The 17,431-nt window shown below is 36.2% G+C and carries 14 protein-coding genes and 3 tRNA genes; 6 read left to right on the top strand and 11 right to left on the bottom strand.

The window, feature by feature from the left end; genetic code table 11:
• Positions 1-25: 25 nt before the first annotated feature.
• Positions 26-1,321 (bottom strand): EF-P 5-aminopentanol modification-associated protein YfmH, encoded by a 1,296-nt coding sequence (gene yfmH, locus J1C91_RS11735; RefSeq protein ID WP_002910937.1) that lies wholly within the window; start codon positions 1,319-1,321, stop codon positions 26-28.
• Positions 1,321-2,568, bottom strand: coding sequence for an EF-P 5-aminopentanol modification-associated protein YfmF (gene yfmF, locus J1C91_RS11740; protein WP_312023183.1), 1,248 nt, complete (start codon positions 2,566-2,568; stop codon positions 1,321-1,323). The genes yfmH and yfmF overlap by 1 nt, the downstream gene beginning before the upstream one ends.
• 187 nt (positions 2,569-2,755) lie before the next feature.
• On the opposite strand from yfmF, the gene yaaA reads away from it, so the two are divergent.
• Together yaaA and recF are read left to right on the top strand one after the other, a co-directional pair.
• The gene (yaaA, locus tag J1C91_RS11745) at positions 2,756-3,154 is read left to right on the top strand and encodes a S4 domain-containing protein YaaA (RefSeq protein WP_002910935.1); all 399 of its coding nucleotides are present in this window, start codon (positions 2,756-2,758) and stop codon (positions 3,152-3,154) included.
• A 2-nt stretch (positions 3,155-3,156) separates the two neighbouring features.
• Positions 3,157-4,251: a DNA replication/repair protein RecF gene (gene recF / locus J1C91_RS11750; RefSeq protein ID WP_125439414.1), complete on the top strand. Its 1,095-nt coding sequence runs from the start codon at positions 3,157-3,159 to the stop codon at positions 4,249-4,251.
• A gap of 180 nt (positions 4,252-4,431) precedes the next feature.
• Here recF and guaB read toward each other — a convergent pair whose 3' ends face one another.
• Entirely contained in the window at positions 4,432-5,913 is a 1,482-nt protein-coding gene (gene guaB / locus J1C91_RS11755) for an IMP dehydrogenase (protein ID WP_032908038.1), read from the bottom strand.
• A gap of 205 nt (positions 5,914-6,118) precedes the next feature.
• A complete protein-coding gene (gene trpS / locus J1C91_RS11760; protein ID WP_002908355.1) occupies positions 6,119-7,144 on the bottom strand; it encodes a tryptophan--tRNA ligase in 1,026 nt (341 codons plus the stop codon).
• Between the two features lie 290 nt (positions 7,145-7,434).
• Here trpS and J1C91_RS11765 point away from each other — a divergent pair, with 290 nt between their 5' ends.
• A complete protein-coding gene (locus J1C91_RS11765; protein WP_002899531.1) occupies positions 7,435-9,057 on the top strand; it encodes an ATP-binding cassette domain-containing protein in 1,623 nt (540 codons plus the stop codon).
• A gap of 75 nt (positions 9,058-9,132) precedes the next feature.
• Entirely contained in the window at positions 9,133-11,718 is a 2,586-nt protein-coding gene (locus J1C91_RS11770; RefSeq protein ID WP_002908356.1) for a YfhO family protein, read from the top strand.
• Positions 11,719-11,805: 87 nt separating this feature from the next.
• On the opposite strand, the gene J1C91_RS11775 is transcribed toward J1C91_RS11770, so the two are convergent.
• The 7 genes from J1C91_RS11775 to rlmH all read right to left on the bottom strand — a co-directional run bounded on the left by J1C91_RS11775 (position 11,806) and on the right by rlmH (position 15,017).
• Positions 11,806-11,879 (bottom strand) — tRNA-Asn (locus J1C91_RS11775).
• Between the two features lie 5 nt (positions 11,880-11,884).
• A tRNA-Glu gene (locus tag J1C91_RS11780) sits at positions 11,885-11,956 on the bottom strand.
• 45 nt (positions 11,957-12,001) lie between these two features.
• A complete protein-coding gene (gene comE, locus J1C91_RS11785) occupies positions 12,002-12,766 on the bottom strand; it encodes a competence system response regulator transcription factor ComE (RefSeq protein ID WP_002899424.1) in 765 nt (254 codons plus the stop codon).
• A gap of 5 nt (positions 12,767-12,771) precedes the next feature.
• The gene (gene comD, locus J1C91_RS11790; RefSeq protein ID WP_002908357.1) at positions 12,772-14,106 is read right to left on the bottom strand and encodes a competence system sensor histidine kinase ComD; all 1,335 of its coding nucleotides are present in this window, start codon (positions 14,104-14,106) and stop codon (positions 12,772-12,774) included.
• Between the two features lie 27 nt (positions 14,107-14,133).
• Entirely contained in the window at positions 14,134-14,241 is a 108-nt protein-coding gene (locus J1C91_RS11795) for a competence protein (protein WP_002905686.1), read from the bottom strand.
• A gap of 180 nt (positions 14,242-14,421) precedes the next feature.
• Positions 14,422-14,495, bottom strand: a tRNA-Arg gene (locus tag J1C91_RS11800).
• A 42-nt stretch (positions 14,496-14,537) separates the two neighbouring features.
• Complete coding sequence (gene rlmH, locus J1C91_RS11805; RefSeq protein ID WP_002908358.1) at positions 14,538-15,017, bottom strand: 23S rRNA (pseudouridine(1915)-N(3))-methyltransferase RlmH; 480 nt, start codon at positions 15,015-15,017, stop codon at positions 14,538-14,540.
• A 203-nt stretch (positions 15,018-15,220) separates the two neighbouring features.
• Between rlmH and J1C91_RS11810 the strand changes: the two genes are divergently transcribed.
• Together J1C91_RS11810 and J1C91_RS11815 are read left to right on the top strand one after the other, a co-directional pair.
• Positions 15,221-16,393: a S1C family serine protease gene (locus J1C91_RS11810; protein WP_002908359.1), complete on the top strand. Its 1,173-nt coding sequence runs from the start codon at positions 15,221-15,223 to the stop codon at positions 16,391-16,393.
• Positions 16,394-16,456: 63 nt separating this feature from the next.
• Positions 16,457-17,218 carry a ParB/RepB/Spo0J family partition protein gene (locus J1C91_RS11815; RefSeq protein ID WP_002908360.1) on the top strand — a complete coding sequence of 254 codons (762 nt, stop codon included), beginning with the start codon at positions 16,457-16,459 and terminating at the stop codon, positions 17,216-17,218.
• The last annotated feature ends 213 nt before the right edge of the window (positions 17,219-17,431 follow it).

The raw sequence follows: 17,431 nt of genomic DNA on the forward strand, positions 1-17,431 counted from the left end.
CAAAATTTTAAAAACGATTCTGGAATTATTTTGGAAAAATAGTAAAATCTGTCATATCACACTGATCGATAAAACGATGACCTAGTTTTATCACATCATTCAGGCTGATGTCCTGTAAAATTTTCGGCAAATCAAACAGATTCTCACCCGTCAAATGCGGTTCATATTGGGTTGCAATATACTCAAGCGAGTTTAAACCATGCAGAAAATCACCAAACATCTCACTTTTAATCGTATCCAAATGCTCTTCTGTCACATCCGGATCCTTGTCAAAATTCTTGATGGCTGAGCGAAATTGATGAGAAAGTCCCACCGGTTCCTGAGTATCCATCGTCAACATGACAAAGTGAAAATCTTTTTCTACTTCCACTTCCAGCGTTAAAGAATTATCCATTTTCCCACTTTCATAGAGGGACTGGAAACGCTTGGAAGTCCAGCCAAACATCATGGCAAATAAGAGTTTCAAAGTGATTTTATAGCGATACAACTCCGATTCATCAACAAAGTCCGTACCTCGAATCCCAACTGCCAGTTTTGGACTAGCCACCTCCATTCGGTAGGTGTCTGTTGACACCACTGGGTAAAGGCTAACAGGAATTTTTTCAATAGGTTCCGAACTCCCAGCAAAAACTAGTTTTTCCTGCTGTTCAGCAATCTCAGCAGCTATCTGTTCCAAATCGAAATTACCAATAACAAACAAAGTCATATTAGAAGGATGATAAAAGTTACTGAAATTTTCCTTCAAATTTTCGACGGTAATCTCAGAGATTGACTCTTTCGTTCCTGCAATGTCTTCTGCCAGAGGTGTTTGAGGATAGAGATTGGCTAAGGCTCCAAAAAAGAGACGATAATCCGGATTATCCTGATACATTTCAATTTCTTGGCCGATAATATCCTGTTCCCGCAAAATAGATTCTTTTGTGAAATCAACCCGATGCACCAGTTCTTGCAAAAGCTGTAGATTTTCTGAAATATTATCCGTTGCAGAAAATAAATAGCTAGTCCGAGTAAAGCTTGTAAAGGCATTGCTTTCAGCCCCTAGCTTAGTAAATTCCAGCAGCAAATCCTTTCCCTGCGGGCCTTCAAAAAGCTTATGTTCCAAAAAATGAGCTATTCCCGCCGGATACTGAGTGATCTGCTTAGTTTCACGTGAAACAATCCCTGTATCCACTGAACCAAAATTAGTTGAGATAATCCCATAAGTTTCATTAAAATCATTTTTAGGCAGAAGAAAAACACGCAAACCATTTGCCAAGACTGTCTGATAAACAGTTTCTCCCACTGCTGAATAATTGATTTTTTCTAGCACTTCTCCCTGCATTATTTTCCTTCCATAAAGTAAATAGCTTGTAATTTTAACTGACCAGCTGCTTTGACAATATCATCTTTATGAACCTGTTCCAAAGCTTCCAGCCAAGCTTCAAGAGATAAGAATTTTTTGCCTAAAACAGAAGCCATATAAGCTCTCTCTAATATTGTATTCTGTCGATCCTGAGCTAAGAGGACCGAGTTTTTCAGCATTTTCTTGGTTTGATCCAATTCTTCCTGACTAAACATGCCACGCTTCAAATCACCAATCTGTCGGTTGATTAAAGCAACTGTTCTAGTCCGATTGCTGCGGTCAATACCAGCGTAAATCCGCATCATGCCTGAAAAAATATCAAAGTTGCTGGAAATCGTATAAGCCAGTCCTTCCTTTTCACGAAGATTGACAAATAATTTCGAATGGGCAAAGCCACCTAGCAAAGCATTTAAAACGACCAAAGGCAAGTGCTCACTCTCTCCGTACTGAATAGGGAAGTGATAGCCCAACTCAATAATTGACTGATGCACGTCCTTCTGCTCCAGTCCTTCTCGCAAAACATTGGAATATTCTTGCTTATAAACTAGCTGAAGTTCTTGCTGGCGAGGCGCAAAATTGAAAGATTGAATTTTCTCCCGAACAGCCACTTCATTAAAGTCCCCAATAAAGAAAAAGTCAATCTGATTTTCCTGAAGCATCTGCTGAAAAGTAGCAAAACTGCTTGCAGCTGTCTCTTTCTGGATTAATTCAATCGTCCCAACACGAGGCATCTGCATTTCCTCGACTTCATAAAAGAGTTTATCTAATTCTCGATGAGCATGATAAAAATGATTCTCAATTTCAGCTTCCAAATCATTCAAGATATTTTTCTTCTCAATTTCAAAAGCAGATTCATCAAAAGCGTCCTGACTTACCAATGGAGAAAACAAGCTGGCTTTCAAAAAATCAAGCATGGCATCTGTTAGGACATTTTTACGACTCAAAAATTTATCCCGCACAAAAGAAAGATTGATATCTAAATAATGGACCAATCCTCTCCTTGAAAGACTCGTAGAATAATCAGCACCATACAAGTTGGCCAGACGCTCTCTAAAAGCCTGCGAAGTAGGATAAACAGCATTGACAGTCTCTAGCATGCTGGCTGTTAAAACCCGACCAGCTACTGTTTCTTTGGACATAGGCGCTGAAAAACGAACCCTAATTTTGTTTGTTTTAAATTTCTCTGATTGAATAAAATGGAGACGAACTCCTTTAGTGATTTCCATGACGCCCCTCATACTGAATAATATAGACTACTATTATATCATGAAATGCCTCTGATTTGTTTGTTCTACCAAGCTTTTTGCTGATTAAAACGTTTTCTGACAACAGGAGAAAATTTCCGATTTTATCCAAAGCACCTCAGCACTTTTTACTAACAAATATGGTATAATGACAGGGTTGAGGTGAAATATGGAATACAAATTATTTGATGACTACATCACGCTGCAAGCCCTTTTAAAAGAAACAGGAATTATCCAAAGCGGCGGAGCAATTAAAACATTTCTAAGTGAATATCCAGTTCTTTTTAACGGTGAGCCAGAAAACCGCCGGGGAAAAAAACTTCGTGTCAATGACAGGATTTCCCTTCCCGAGCAAGGAATTGAAATTAATCTGACAGCTCCTAGTCAAGAAGAAATTCTGCAACACCAGAAAGAAATCGCAGAAAAAAAACGAGTTACTGAACTTGTCAAAGCCATGAATAAGGATTTAAAAAAATCTCAGACTTCTAAAAAAGAAAAGCGTAAGAATACAGGGCTACCTAAAAAGCAGAAAACTACTAAAATCCCTGTTCGCTTCCCTGGTATCTAATCATGTGGCTGCAATCATTAAAAATCAAGCATTTCCGAAATTATCAGGAAGCTGATATTGACTTCCATCCTGGATTAAATGTCTTTCTAGGCCAGAACGCACAAGGTAAAACCAATATTTTAGAAGCTGTTTATTTCCTAGCCTTGACAAGAAGCCACCGCACACGCTCAGATAAGGATTTGATTCATTTTACAGAAAATGAACTCGTTGTCTCTGGCATATTAGAAAAAAAGACTAGTAAAGTTCCTCTTGACATTAACTTGACACCAAAAGGTCGCATCACAAAAGTTAATCACTTGAAACAAAGTAAATTATCAGACTATATTGGAACTATGAATGTTGTTCTTTTTGCTCCTGAAGATTTACAGTTGATTAAAGGCTCCCCCAGTCTACGTCGTAAATTTATAGACATTGAGCTTGGACAAATCAAACCTGTCTATCTATCAGATTTATCCAATTACAACCATGTCCTCAAACAACGCAATGCCTATCTGAAAGCTAATGACAAAGTTGATGAAACCTTCTTGACTGTCCTTGATGATCAGCTGGTTGAATATGGCTGTCGTGTCATAAGGCATCGGTTGGATTTTTTGCAAAAATTAGAAAGCTTTGCTCAAGACAAGCACTGGGACATTTCTCAGAATCTGGAAAAGTTGACTGTCAAGTATCTGTCATCTATTCCTTTACACCAAATTGACAGTTTAGAAGAAACTTACTGCTCTTCCTTATTAAGTAACCGTAAACGTGACCTATTCAAAAAAAATACAGGTGTTGGTCCCCATCGTGATGATATTGCTTTTTTTATCAACCAGATGGATGCCAACTTTGGTAGTCAAGGTCAGCATCGCAGTCTTGTTTTATCACTGAAACTAGCCGAAATCAAGTTAATAGAAAGCATTACGAAGGAAACACCTATTTTATTGCTTGACGATGTAATGAGCGAACTTGACAATAACCGTCAACTAAAATTATTAGAAACTATCTCTCAAGATATTCAAACTTTCATCACTACAACAACTTTAGAACATTTAAAAAATCTTCCACAAGATATTAAAATTTTCACCATTCAGCAAGGACAAATTATATCTCAATCCTAGCATTACATGAGATTTACGATTTTGTAAATTTAATTTACAAAATATTGCTTATAGTGTAAACGAATTATATCGAATTGTTGTTAGAACAGCTTTTATAGCCTTTTGAATTGTAAAAATGTGTCAATTTAAATCGTAAATTTAAAAAGAGGTTAGGAAAAATTCCCGACCTCGTTTTATTTTTTATTGAACTGAATAGTTAGGGGCTTCATTTGTAATTTGCACATCATGAGGGTGGCTTTCCTTCAATCCAGCACCACTCATCTCAATAAACTGAGCATTATCGTGAAGTTCTTGCAGATTTGCAGCACCAACATAACCCATACCAGATCGGATACCACCCAGCATCTGGAAGACAATATCTGCAGCAGCTCCCTTGTATGCCACACGACCTTCAATTCCTTCTGGAACTAGCTTATTAGCTTCATTGACAGAACCTTGGAAGTAACGGTCACTAGAACCCTTCTTCATAGCGGCGATAGATCCCATTCCACGGTAAGTCTTAAATTTCCGACCTTGGAAGATTTCTGTCTCGCCTGGCGCTTCGTCTGTACCAGCAAACATTGAACCCAGCATAACAGCATTTCCACCCGCAGCCAAGGCCTTAACAATATCTCCAGAATACTTAATTCCACCATCAGCAATGATGGTTTTTCCATATTCACGCGCCACAGCAGCTGCATCATAAATAGCAGTTACTTGGGGAACGCCAACACCAGCAATGACACGGGTTGTACAGATAGAGCCTGGGCCAATTCCGACCTTAACAACATCCACACCTGCATCAAAAAGTGCACGCGCACCTTCAGCAGTTGCAATATTTCCAGCAATCAAGGTGCGATCAGGGAAATGAGCACGAATCTCTGCAATCTTACGCAAAACTCCAGCTGAGTGGCCATGTGCAGTATCAATAACAATCGCATCTGCACCCGCTTCAAAGAGAGCTTCTGCACGTTCAAAAGTATCTGAAGTAACACCGACAGCACCAGCGACCAAAAGACGACCAAATTCATCTTTAGCAGCATTTGGAAACTCAATAACCTTTTCAATATCTTTAATGGTAATCAAACCTGAAAGGCAGCCCTTATCATCAACCAAAGGCAACTTTTCAATCCGGTGTTCTTGCAAAATACGCTCTGCAGTTCCCAAATCTGTTCCAACAGGCGCCGTTACAAGATTCTCACTGGTCATATGGCGAGAAATAGGTTGGTCATAGTCAGAAATAAAACGCAAATCACGATTAGTTAGAATCCCTACTAACTTACGATTTTCAAGAGTTTCTACAACAGGAACACCACTGATGCGGTAACGTCCCATTAGCTCATCTGCTTCAGCAATCGTATGCTCTGGCGTTAGGAAAAAAGGATCAATAATAACGCCATTCTCAGAACGTTTAACCTTTCGAACTTCATCGGCCTGTTGCTCAATAGACATATTTTTGTGGATAACTCCAAGACCGCCAGCACGGGCAATAGCGATAGCCATCTGACTCTCTGTAACAGTGTCCATAGCGGCAGTAATGATTGGGATATTCAAGGTCAAATTCTCAGCAAGCTTGGTACTCAAATCAGCATCGTTGGGCAGTACATGGCTCTCAGCTGGAATCAGCAGCACATCATCAAAGGTAAAACCTTTTTTTAAAAATTTAGTGTCCCAGTTAGACATCCACAGTTTCCTCTTTTCCTTCTTATTTGAACTAATACCCAAAGAAAATTGAAGTTCAGATTTCTTTGAATAAGAGCTGGTTTTTTTGTTGTTAATATCATACCATTCTATAGGAAATTGTCAATCATTATTATACAAAAAATAAAAACCATCATTTTTTAAACTAAAAACGATAGTTTTTGTGATTCATAATCAATAATATTCGTTATTTAAAATAATTAATCCCCATCGCAGACTTCACTTCCGAAAGAGTCTGACCGGCAGTCTGACGTGCCTTATCGCATCCTTCTTGCAGCATCTGATAGACCTGTCCCATGTCTTTAGCAAACTCCACACGACGCTCACGAATCGGACCTAACTCTCGCTCTAAAATTTCTAACAGATAGCGTTTGGTTTTGACATCTCCCAGACCACCTCTTTGATAATGCTCTTTCATTGCAGCAATATCAGCAGCATCTTCGGGGCGGCCAAAAACATCCAGATAATGAAAGACCATATTTCCCTCAACTTTTCCAGGATCTTCCACTCTGATATGATTAGGATCTGTATACATGCTCATAACTTTCTTTTGCAGAATATCCATATCATCTGCCAGATAAATACCGTTATTGAGAGATTTAGACATCTTAGCATTGCCATCCAAACCAGGCAAACGTCCAGCTGCTTCATTTTCAGGATAAATTCCTTCCGGTTCTACCAAAACATCTGTCTGGTAAGCGTTGTTAAAAGAACGAACAATCTCCCGAGTCTGCTCAATCATAGGCTTTTGATCATGTCCTACTGGTACATAATTAGCTTTAAAAGCAGTGATATCTGCTGCCTGAGAAATAGGATAAACTAAAAACCCAGTCGGCAAACTTTCACCAAATCCTTTTTGCGCAATCTCAGTCTTGACAGTAGGATTACGCTCAAGACGAGCCAATGACACCAAATTCATGTAATACATTGACAACTCTGCCAACTCAGGAATCTGACTTTGAATAAAAATAGTCACCTTTTCAGGATCCAATCCAGCCGCTAGATAATCTAAAGCTACATTACCAATGGACTCAACAATTGTTTGGGGGTCCTTTGCATGATCTGTCAAAGCTTGCTGATCAGCCAAAAATACGAACATCTCATATTTACCTTGATCCTGCAAAAGCACGCGGTTCCGTAAACTTCCTACATAATGACCAATATGCAATTTTCCTGTCGGACGATCTCCTGTTAAAATAATTGGTTTAGTCATTTATTACTCCTCAATTTATAATGAGTTCATTATATCATTTTCAATGAAAATGAGAAAGAAGTTTCTAGAAAAAAGCAAAAAATCCAGTTTTTACAATTTTATTGACAAGCCTTTACAACATTTGTAAACTTAATTGACAAACTATTCTAGCTGTAAAACCTAAAAGTCTTAGTTCATTCTATTCTCCTTTTTTCTTTCTGCTTTGATTTTTTCTTTTTATCTCAGAATTATTTGAAAAAAGTTCTGTTTTCTAGTAAAATGAAGAAGATTATATATATAGGAGAAAGACATTGCTTACAGTATCAGATGTATCACTGCGTTTCAGTGACCGAAAATTGTTTGATGAAGTCAACATCAAATTTACAGAAGGAAATACTTATGGATTGATTGGAGCTAACGGCGCTGGAAAATCAACCTTTTTAAAAATTTTAGCTGGTGATATCGAGCCAACAACAGGCCACATTTCTCTAGGACCAAATGAACGTCTTTCAGTCCTCCGCCAGAACCACTTTGACTATGAAGAAGAACGGGCTATTGATGTTGTAATTATGGGAAATGAGCATCTCTACAACATCATGAAAGAAAAAGATGCTATTTATATGAAGCCTGATTTTTCTGATGAAGACGGTGTACGTGCGGCCGAGCTTGAGGGAGAGTTTGCTGAACTAGGTGGTTGGGAAGCTGAAAGTGAAGCCTCACAATTATTGCAAAATCTCAATATTCCGGAAGATCTTCACTACCAAAATATGAGCGAGCTCTCTAACGGAGACAAGGTTAAAGTACTCTTAGCCAAAGCCCTTTTTGGTAAACCTGATGTCTTACTTCTGGACGAGCCAACTAACGGTTTGGATATTCAGTCTATTACTTGGCTGGAAGACTTTCTTATCGATTTTGACAATACAGTTATTGTTGTATCCCACGACCGCCACTTTTTGAATAAAGTCTGCACTCATATGGCCGACCTTGACTTTGGAAAAATCAAGCTCTATGTCGGAAACTATGATTTCTGGAAAGAATCAAGTGAACTAGCGGCTAAGCTGCTCGCTGACCGAAATGCCAAAGCAGAAGAAAAAATCAAGCAACTTCAAGAATTTGTTGCTCGTTTTTCTGCCAATGCTTCAAAATCAAAACAAGCAACTTCTCGTAAAAAGATGCTTGACAAGATTGAGTTAGAAGAAATTGTTCCATCTAGCCGTAAATACCCATTTATCAGCTTCAAAGCAGAACGTGAGATCGGTAATGATCTCTTGACAGTGGAAAACCTTTCTGTCAAGATAGACGGAGAAACTATTCTTGATAATATTAACTTCATTTTACGTCCTGGCGATAAAACAGCTTTGATTGGTCAAAACGACATCCAAACAACAGCTTTAATTCGTGCTTTAATGGGTGATATTGAGTATGAAGGAACTGTCAAGTGGGGTGTCACAACCAGTCAATCTTACCTACCAAAAGATAATTCTCGTGACTTTGCTAGTGGTGAATCAATCCTTGACTGGCTGCGTCAATTTGCTAGCAAAGAAGAGGATGACAACACCTTCCTCCGAGGTTTCCTTGGACGCATGCTTTTTTCTGGAGATGAGGTTAACAAGTCTGTCAATGTCTTGTCAGGAGGAGAAAAAGTTCGGGTTATGCTATCTAAGCTGATGTTGCTTAAATCCAACGTTTTAGTCTTGGACGATCCAACCAATCACTTAGATTTGGAATCAATCTCCAGCTTAAATGATGGCTTGAAAAACTTCAAAGGATCCATTATTTTTGCCAGTCACGACCATGAATTTATTCAAACCTTGGCCAACCATATCATTGTCCTGTCTAAAAATGGTGTGATTGACCGCATTGACGAAACCTATGATGAATTCTTGGAAAATCAAGAAGTTCAGGCAAAAGTCAAAGAACTTTGGAAAGATTAATCTCTTGTCAATTTACGTTTACAAAGCTTTACAGAGGCATGAAACAACGTTTCTGCCTCTTTCTATATAAGAAATATGAATCACATTAAAGAATATTTTAAAAAAAATTGGCCTTATTTTTGTGCCTTCCTTCTTCCATTTTTCATCATGTTCTTTATCTACTTGATGTATGGAATTTATTGGAATAGTGAGACGTCTCCCTTGCTTGGTGATGGTTTTCATCAGTATGTCATTTTTGACACCAACCTAAGAAATATCCTTCATGGCACAGATAGTATTTTCTATACTTTCTCCAGCGGACTTGGGCAGAATTTCTATGCTTTATCCAGTTATTATTTAGGTAGCTTCTTATCTCCCTTGGTTTATTTCTTTGATTTGAAATCAATGCCAGATGCCATCTATCTATTTACCTTAATCAAGTTTGGATTAATTGGACTCTCTGCCTTTATCAGCATCAAAGGAATATTCAAAAAGATTCCAGCTTTACTCATCATCACTCTTTCGACTTCATTTTCTTTAATGAGTTTTTCAGTCAGTCAATTGGAAATTAAAACCTGGCTGGATGTGTTTATCCTTGCACCTTTAATTGTTCTAGGTTTACATAGGTTGATAACTGGAAAAGGAAGAGTACTATACTTTACAACACTGTCAATTCTCTTCATCCAAAATTATTATTTTGGATATATGATGGCAATCTTTTTGGCCTTTTGGTACCTTCTTCAATTATCTTGGGATTTCAAAAATAGAATTAAAAGTTTACTTGACTTTACAATCGTATCTGCTTTAGCAGGTCTGACTAGCCTAATCATGATTCTGCCAACTTACCTAGACATAAGTACTCATGGTGAAACCTTGACAAAAGTTTCTTCTTTGCTGACAGAAAAAAGTTGGTTCTTAGATGTGTTTGCTAAAAATTTTATTGGCAGTTTTGATACAACCAAGTATGGTTCTATCCCTATGATTTATGTCGGCACCTTCCCATTGATTCTTGCTATCTTATTTTTCACCTTAAAATCTGTTAAGTTTCACGTGAAACTTTGCTACTTTTTACTCATTGCAATTTTCATAGCTAGTTTTTATCTTCAATATTTAGACTTACTTTGGCAGGGAATGCATGCTCCGAACATGTTTCTTCACCGTTATTCTTGGTTATTTTCTCTGGTAGTTATCTATATGGCTGCTGAGACTTTAAATCGTTGGAAAGATGTGAAAGTAATGAATGTTGCCATTAGTTTCACTTTGCTCAGCCTCGGATTCATTATGACGTTTATTCAGAGAAAACATTATGACTTTTTGGGTCCTGAGAATTATATTCTAACATTAGAATTTCTGCTGGCTTATCTCTTGATTAGCTTTGTCTTAGCAAAATCTTCGATTCAACCAAAAATCATTCTCCCTGTCTTGCTTTTCTTTGTTACTTTTGAATTGTCGCTTAATTCCTATTATCAAGTTGGAGGAATTGCTAAAGAATGGGTATTTGCCACTCGTTCATCTTATGCTAGCCACCTTGACGAGATTGACAAGCTTGTCAATTATTCCAAAAAGAAAAATATTGACTTCTTTAGAACTGAAAGATTGAATCCACAAACGGGAAATGACAGTATGAAATTCAACTACAATGGAATTTCCCAGTTCTCATCTGTCAGAAATACTCAGGCAAGTTCCACTTTAGATAAACTTGGTTTTAAATCAGCAGGAACAAATCTGAATCTCCGTTATCAAAACAACAGTATTTTAATGGACAGTATTTTTGGTGTTCGCTACAATCTATCTGAAACAGATCCTCAAAAATTTGGTTTTCTTCCTGAAAAAACTGAAAAAGAAATGTCTCTCTACCAAAATGATGCTGCACTTGGTTTAGCTTTTCTGACCAATGATATTTACCATGATGTCAAGTTTACAAATTTGACTTTAGATAATCAGACAGAATTTTTGAATCGATTGACTGGCTTTGATTTTAAATATTATGACAAAGTAGATGCTATAACTACTAATGAAAATGTCAAGCAAATTGGTAACAGAGTGACTGTGGATGTTGACAGAGAACAGAATACAAGCTTTGCTAGCGTAGTCTATACTGTCAATGTACCTGCTAACAGTCAACTATATGTCAATGTCGCTGGGATTGATTTTAGTAATGATGATCAGACAGATGTTGACATTACTGTCAATAACTTTACAGAACATTATACAACTAATAATGTTTTCCCTTTCTTTAATGCTGGCTATTTTAGTCAAAGTCAAACAGTATCTATTCGCTTTACATTCCCAGACAATTCGACAGTTTCATTTGATACGCCAGAATTTTTTGCCGTTAATGCTGAGCAATATCAAAATGTCATTCAAAAATTAAAAGAGCAGCCCGTTTCCACAACTACTGATTTAAACACAGTAAAAACAAATTATAGAGCGGAAAAGGATACTTCATTATTCTTTACCATTCCTTATGATAAGGGATGGTCAGCCACTCTTAATGAGAAGCCTGTCACACTAAAACGAGCTCAAAACGGTTTTATGAAATTAGATGTGAAAAAAGGAGAAGGAAAAGTTGTCCTCACTTTCATTCCTAATGGACTGAAAGAAGGTGGCATTGCCTTCATATCTGGCATAATCTTATTTGTTTGCTATAATTTTCTACGTAGGAGACGACATAGAATGTAAATATATAAAAAATAAGGCTCTTCATTAAAATGCTAGTGAAGGCCTTTTTTTGAACAATAAAAAAACACCCACTAGGAGTGTCTCTAGCTCCGGCAGTAGGACTCGAACCTACGACATCATGATTAACAGTCATGCGCTACTACCAACTGAGCTATGCCGGATAATATAGTCCGTACGGGATTCGAACCCGTGTTACCGCCGTGAAAAGGCGGTGTCTTAACCCCTTGACCAACGGACCATATGGTATGCTCTCTTTCAGAACATATTCCATTATATCAGGTTTTTAAGCTTTGTCAACTCTTTTCCCTTTATTTTCGAAAATATCTTTCAGATATTTTACTCTTAAACGAGTGACCGGACAGCGATGATTTTCGTAAAAAATAATTTCTCGATTTTTCTTGTCATAATCAACAATGTTGCCAATATTAACCAAATAAGATTTATGTGGTGAAAAAAATCGTTTAGATTGCTGATCTTTTTCTTGAATATCTGTTATCGTTCCATAAAACTCCTTGAGAAAATTTTTACCGACAATCCGAAGTTTATGAGAGCTCCCCGTCGTTTCGATATACAAAATATCGTTATAAGGCATTCGAACATCATTGCCACGATAACTATATTCAAAATAATCTACCATATTGGTATTTTCAATTAGTGTACTCTTAGTGTAAAGAATACTGTCTTTGATTCTATTTTTAAAAGCATCATTGTTGATATCTTTATCGATAAAATCAAGTGCTGAAACTTTATATTTAAAAGTCATAGTAGCAAATTCAGATTTTGAGGTTACAAAAACTATAATGGCATAAGGATTATGATGACGGATAAATTGAGCTACTTCCAGCCCTTTTGTTTCCTCTCCTTTAATGTCAATATCCAAAAAATAAAGCTGGTTAACGTCTCCATTTTCAATATATTTTTTGAATTCTTTGATTTTTCCTGTAACCTGAACCTGGATGTCAATTCCAAGTTCCTCAGCAATTTCTGCTAATGTCGTTTCCATCCTGACTTGATGAGATACGGTATCCTCTAAAACTAACACTTTCATAAATTCTATCTCCTAATTGTTAAAATCTGTGTAAAATTGTTTGGCTCAATTTGTGTATCAAGAGTGATAAATTCATACCTATCTAAAATTTCCTTGATGTTATTCAATCCATAGCCTCTATTTTCTCCTTTAGTTGAAAATTCGGGCTGATAGAGTTCTTCCAAATCCAATTTTCCTTCTTTACGAGAATTTTGAACAACAAATATGGTTTTATCATCCAGCTGAACCAGAGAAACATGAACAATTTTTTCTAGACTGTCAATGGCACTCTCAATAGCATTATTTAATAAAATACTAGCAATTCTCACCAGATCTAACAACTTGATTGGAAGGCGTTCCACTTTATCCTTAACTTCAAAAGTCAGCTGAATCTGATGTTCACGCGCTTGAAAGATTGTCTCAGTCATGACACTCCTTAAAGCTGAATCTCCTACATTATTCAAATCAAAAACTGTATATTTATCTGAACGCAGGTTCAAATTTGCATCAGCCAAGACCTCTTGATAAATGTGCTCAATTTCCTTGATATCTCCAGTTTGAATAGCCACTTGCATACTCGTCAACATGCTAGCATAATCATGACGAAATCCTTTGATTTCATGGTACAATCTCACAATTTCATCAGTATATTCCTGAAGTCGAAGCTGTTCAGATTCTTTTTGACGCAAACGCTCTTCTTTCTCGTATTTCTCACGGCTGTCCTTAAATGTCACCAAGGTAGAAAGAAAGGCCAAGAAACAAATAGTAGCAATCATACTGCTAAAACTGTTGAAATGCTTTATATTACTAATCCAGTGAGAAAGATTTAAAATCAGCCAATTCATTGCATATAAACTACTAATCATCAGAATATGAGATTTAAAGAAACTTCTTTTAAGATAATCTATTCTGAAATCAAAAATATCAATAACCTTTGCCATAAAGAACAAGGATATTAAGTTGATACATGTCAGAAACAAGCCCATGTACTGAGCTACAAAATCATCTCCTAAAACAGATGAAATAATAACTGAAAAGAAAGTAGTAGAGCTATCAATTGACAAACATAAAAAGAAGGAAAGTAAGAAAGATTGATATTTTTTAATTTTTTCAACTCTACAAAAATACCAAACTAAAAATAGAGGGAGAAAAAATGACAGTGTATATGATGGAATTGTGCTAGAAAATGAAAATATGTGTCCTAAAAAAGCAATTATAAACGGAACTATAATCTCAAGACCAAAGCAAACAGATACAAAAAAGCGAGTATGCTTAATTTTAGTGATTTTTGATAAAATAACTAAAAATGCAGCTACATTAATAAAAGGATGAATAATTAATCCAATTATTTCAAGTGACATAAATTTCTCCCCTAAACTTTAAAATTCTTATCTTCCAAAAATCCAACCCCATGGATTTGGAACACCTCTTAAATCCCAAAAGGTTTGAACAAGTGAATTGCTATTTAAAGCAATTTGAAAAGAATAGATTTTCATAACTATCTCCTATCTTTTTATCTTGTAAGTCACCTTACATTTATCATTATAGAAAAATAGAAAGAGTTAGTGACAATTTTCCCTGAAATGTCATTTTTTATCCCCGAAATGACATTATACCAAAAAAATAGAAGAAAAAAACACGAAATATTGTAAAATATTTCGCATTTTTTACATTTCTGATCTCAGCAGGATTCGAACCTGCGACCGTTCGCTTAGAAGGCGAATGCTCTATCCAGCTGAGCTATGAGACCAATACTATCTCATTCTATCAGAAAATAGGATTGCCGTCAAGATTACTTATGATAAGGACTCCCCTGCTGAATCATAAAAGCTCGATAGATTTGCTCTATTAAAACAAGGCGCATCAGTTGATGAGGTAAGGTTAATTTGCCAAAACTCATTAGAAGATTTGCCCGTTTTTTTACTGCAGGATATAAACCTAAACTTCCCCCAATAACAAAAGTGATATCAGAAAAGCCATGCACTGTAGTATCCATCATGAGCTGACTAAACTTTTCTGACGGAAATTGCTTTCCTTCAATTGCCAAAGCAATAACAAATTCACGCTCATTGATTTTAGCCAGAATTTTATTTCCTTCTTTTTCAAGAATCTGCTGATTTTCTAAATCACTAGCTTTATCAGGTGTTTTTTCATCCGCTAGCTCAATCATTTCCACCTTGCAGAATCGATTGAGACGCTTCACGTATTCAGCAATTCCATCCTTTAAATATTTTTCTTTCAGTTTTCCAACTGTTACAAGTTTTATTTTCATAAGTTTATTCTATCATATTCATCTATACTTCACACTTTATTAACAAGTAAAATTTATCTGGGAATCGTCAAATCTGTGTATTTTCTAATGCCTATCAACAGTTTTTCTAAGTTTTCCACAAGGTGTGGAAAACTTAGAGGATTTAAGTTATAATTAAGTTTGTCTAAATATAATTTCATCAATTGTAATTCAAGGAGGAAAACATGAAAAACTCTTCAAATGCCATTAAAAAGGCTTTATTGCTTTTTGCAGTATTAATTGTAGGTTTTATAGGCGGAAGTTTAGGAAATTATGTTACTACATTACTAACTTCACGCGTAAAAATGAATGGAAATTCAACAACTAGTGTAACTACTTCATATAAAAACTCTACAGACATTTCAAAAGCTGTGAAAAAGGTTCAAAATGCTGTTGTTTCAGTAATTACTTATGCTGAATCTTCCAGCAGCGTTATCAATGATGAATCTTCCAACGATGAATCACAAATCTCCAGTGAAGGTTCTGGCGTAATTTATAAAAAAGATGGAAAATCAGCCTATCTGGTAACCAACACCCACGTTCTGAACGGATCAACCAATGTAGATATCTTGCTAGCTGATGGAAACAAGGTTCCAGGTGAAGTAGTTGGATCAGATGTTTATTCAGATATCTCTGTCGTTAAAATTAGCTCTGAAAAAGTAACTGATATCGCTGAATTTGGAGATTCTGGTTCTCTGACAGTTGGTGAAACAGCTATCGCTATCGGAAGTCCTCTTGGAACAGAATACGCTAACTCTGTAACACAAGGAATTATTTCTAGTTTAGGCAGAAACGTTACGTTACAATCTGAAAATGGTGAAAATATTTCAACAACTGCACTACAAACAGATGCTGCAATCAATCCTGGTAACTCTGGTGGTCCTTTGATTAACATTCAAGGACAAGTTATTGGAATTACTTCAAGTAAAATTTCAACAAATGGCCAAACCTCTGTTGAAGGGATGGGATTTGCCATTCCATCTAATGATGTCGTAAATATTATCAATCAACTTGAGAAAAATGGAACAGTCACACGTCCTGCTTTGGGAATTCAAATGATGGATTTATCTAATCTGACAACTTCTGATTTTTCTAAATTAAATCTTCCTTCTTCAGTGAAATCAGGTATTCTTGTTCGCTCTGTTCAGCAAGGGATGCCTGCTGATGGCAAACTTCAAAAAAATGATGTCATTACAAAAGTAGATAACACAGATGTGGAATCCACTAGTGACCTTCAGTCTGCTCTCTACAAGCATAGCATTGGAGATGAGGTAGAGATTACTTATTATCGAGATGGTAAATCTCAAACAGTCAAAATCAAACTCACTAAATCAACAAAAGAGCTAAGCTCAAATTAACCTATTTACAAGATTGTCAACACACCTTTACACAATCGTAAAGGTGTGTTATTCTATATACAAATGGAAAATTTTCAATATATTGCACTTAAAGATATTCGAAACAACCCTTATCAGCCTCGTAAAGAGTTCTCACAAAAAAAGATTGAAGAATTAGCGGCATCAATCAAAGAAAATGGTCTCATTCAGCCAATCATTCTTCGGAAATCTTCACTTTTTGGTTATGAAATTTTAGCAGGAGAACGGAGATTTAGAGCTGCCTCTTTTCTTGGCCTAGAAACAATCCCAGCTGTCGTCAAAGAATTATCTGATGATGACATGCTGAAACAGGCCATTATCGAAAATCTTCAAAGAGAAGACTTGAATCCTATAGAAGAGGCTGAGTCTTATCAAAATTTGATTGACAAAGACTTGACACATGATGAAATTGCTAAAATCATGGGAAAATCTAGACCCTATATAAGCAATATTGTCAGACTTTTACAATTATCCAAAGAAGTTCGTCAAGCTATCAAGGAAGAAGAGATATCTCAAGGACATGCTCGCCTGCTGGTCCCCTTAAAAGAAGAAGAACAGTTACTGTGGCTGAAAAAAATCTGTCGAGAAGATTTATCGGTTCGAGCAGTTGAAAAGCTTCTCCAGCAAAAAAAGATTCTCAAAAAGAAACCTAATAAGGAACTGTTTGCTAAATCTGAAGAGGAAAAAATTAAAAAAATTCTCGGTCTGGAAGTTTCTATTCAGTTAAAAAACCAGAGTAAAGGAAAGCTGATTATTCCTTTTGAAAGCGAAGAAGAATATCAAAGAATTATAAACAGTTTTAAATAAAACTGTTATTTTCTTTTTTAAAAATAACAAGATTATCCACTGTTAAATCAATTAGGAAGCCTATTAAAATAAGAAATTTTAACTTTATTCACATTCTGTGGATAACTTCAGCTAACAATGTGAATTCTTTTCCAGTTCTTGTGGAAAACTTTGAATCTTTATGATAAAATAAGATGCGTATGAATCAGAAAATTATAGAAAAGGAGGGAAGTT

This window comes from Streptococcus sanguinis (assembly GCF_050222175.1).
GTDB lineage: Bacteria > Bacillota > Bacilli > Lactobacillales > Streptococcaceae > Streptococcus > Streptococcus sanguinis_M.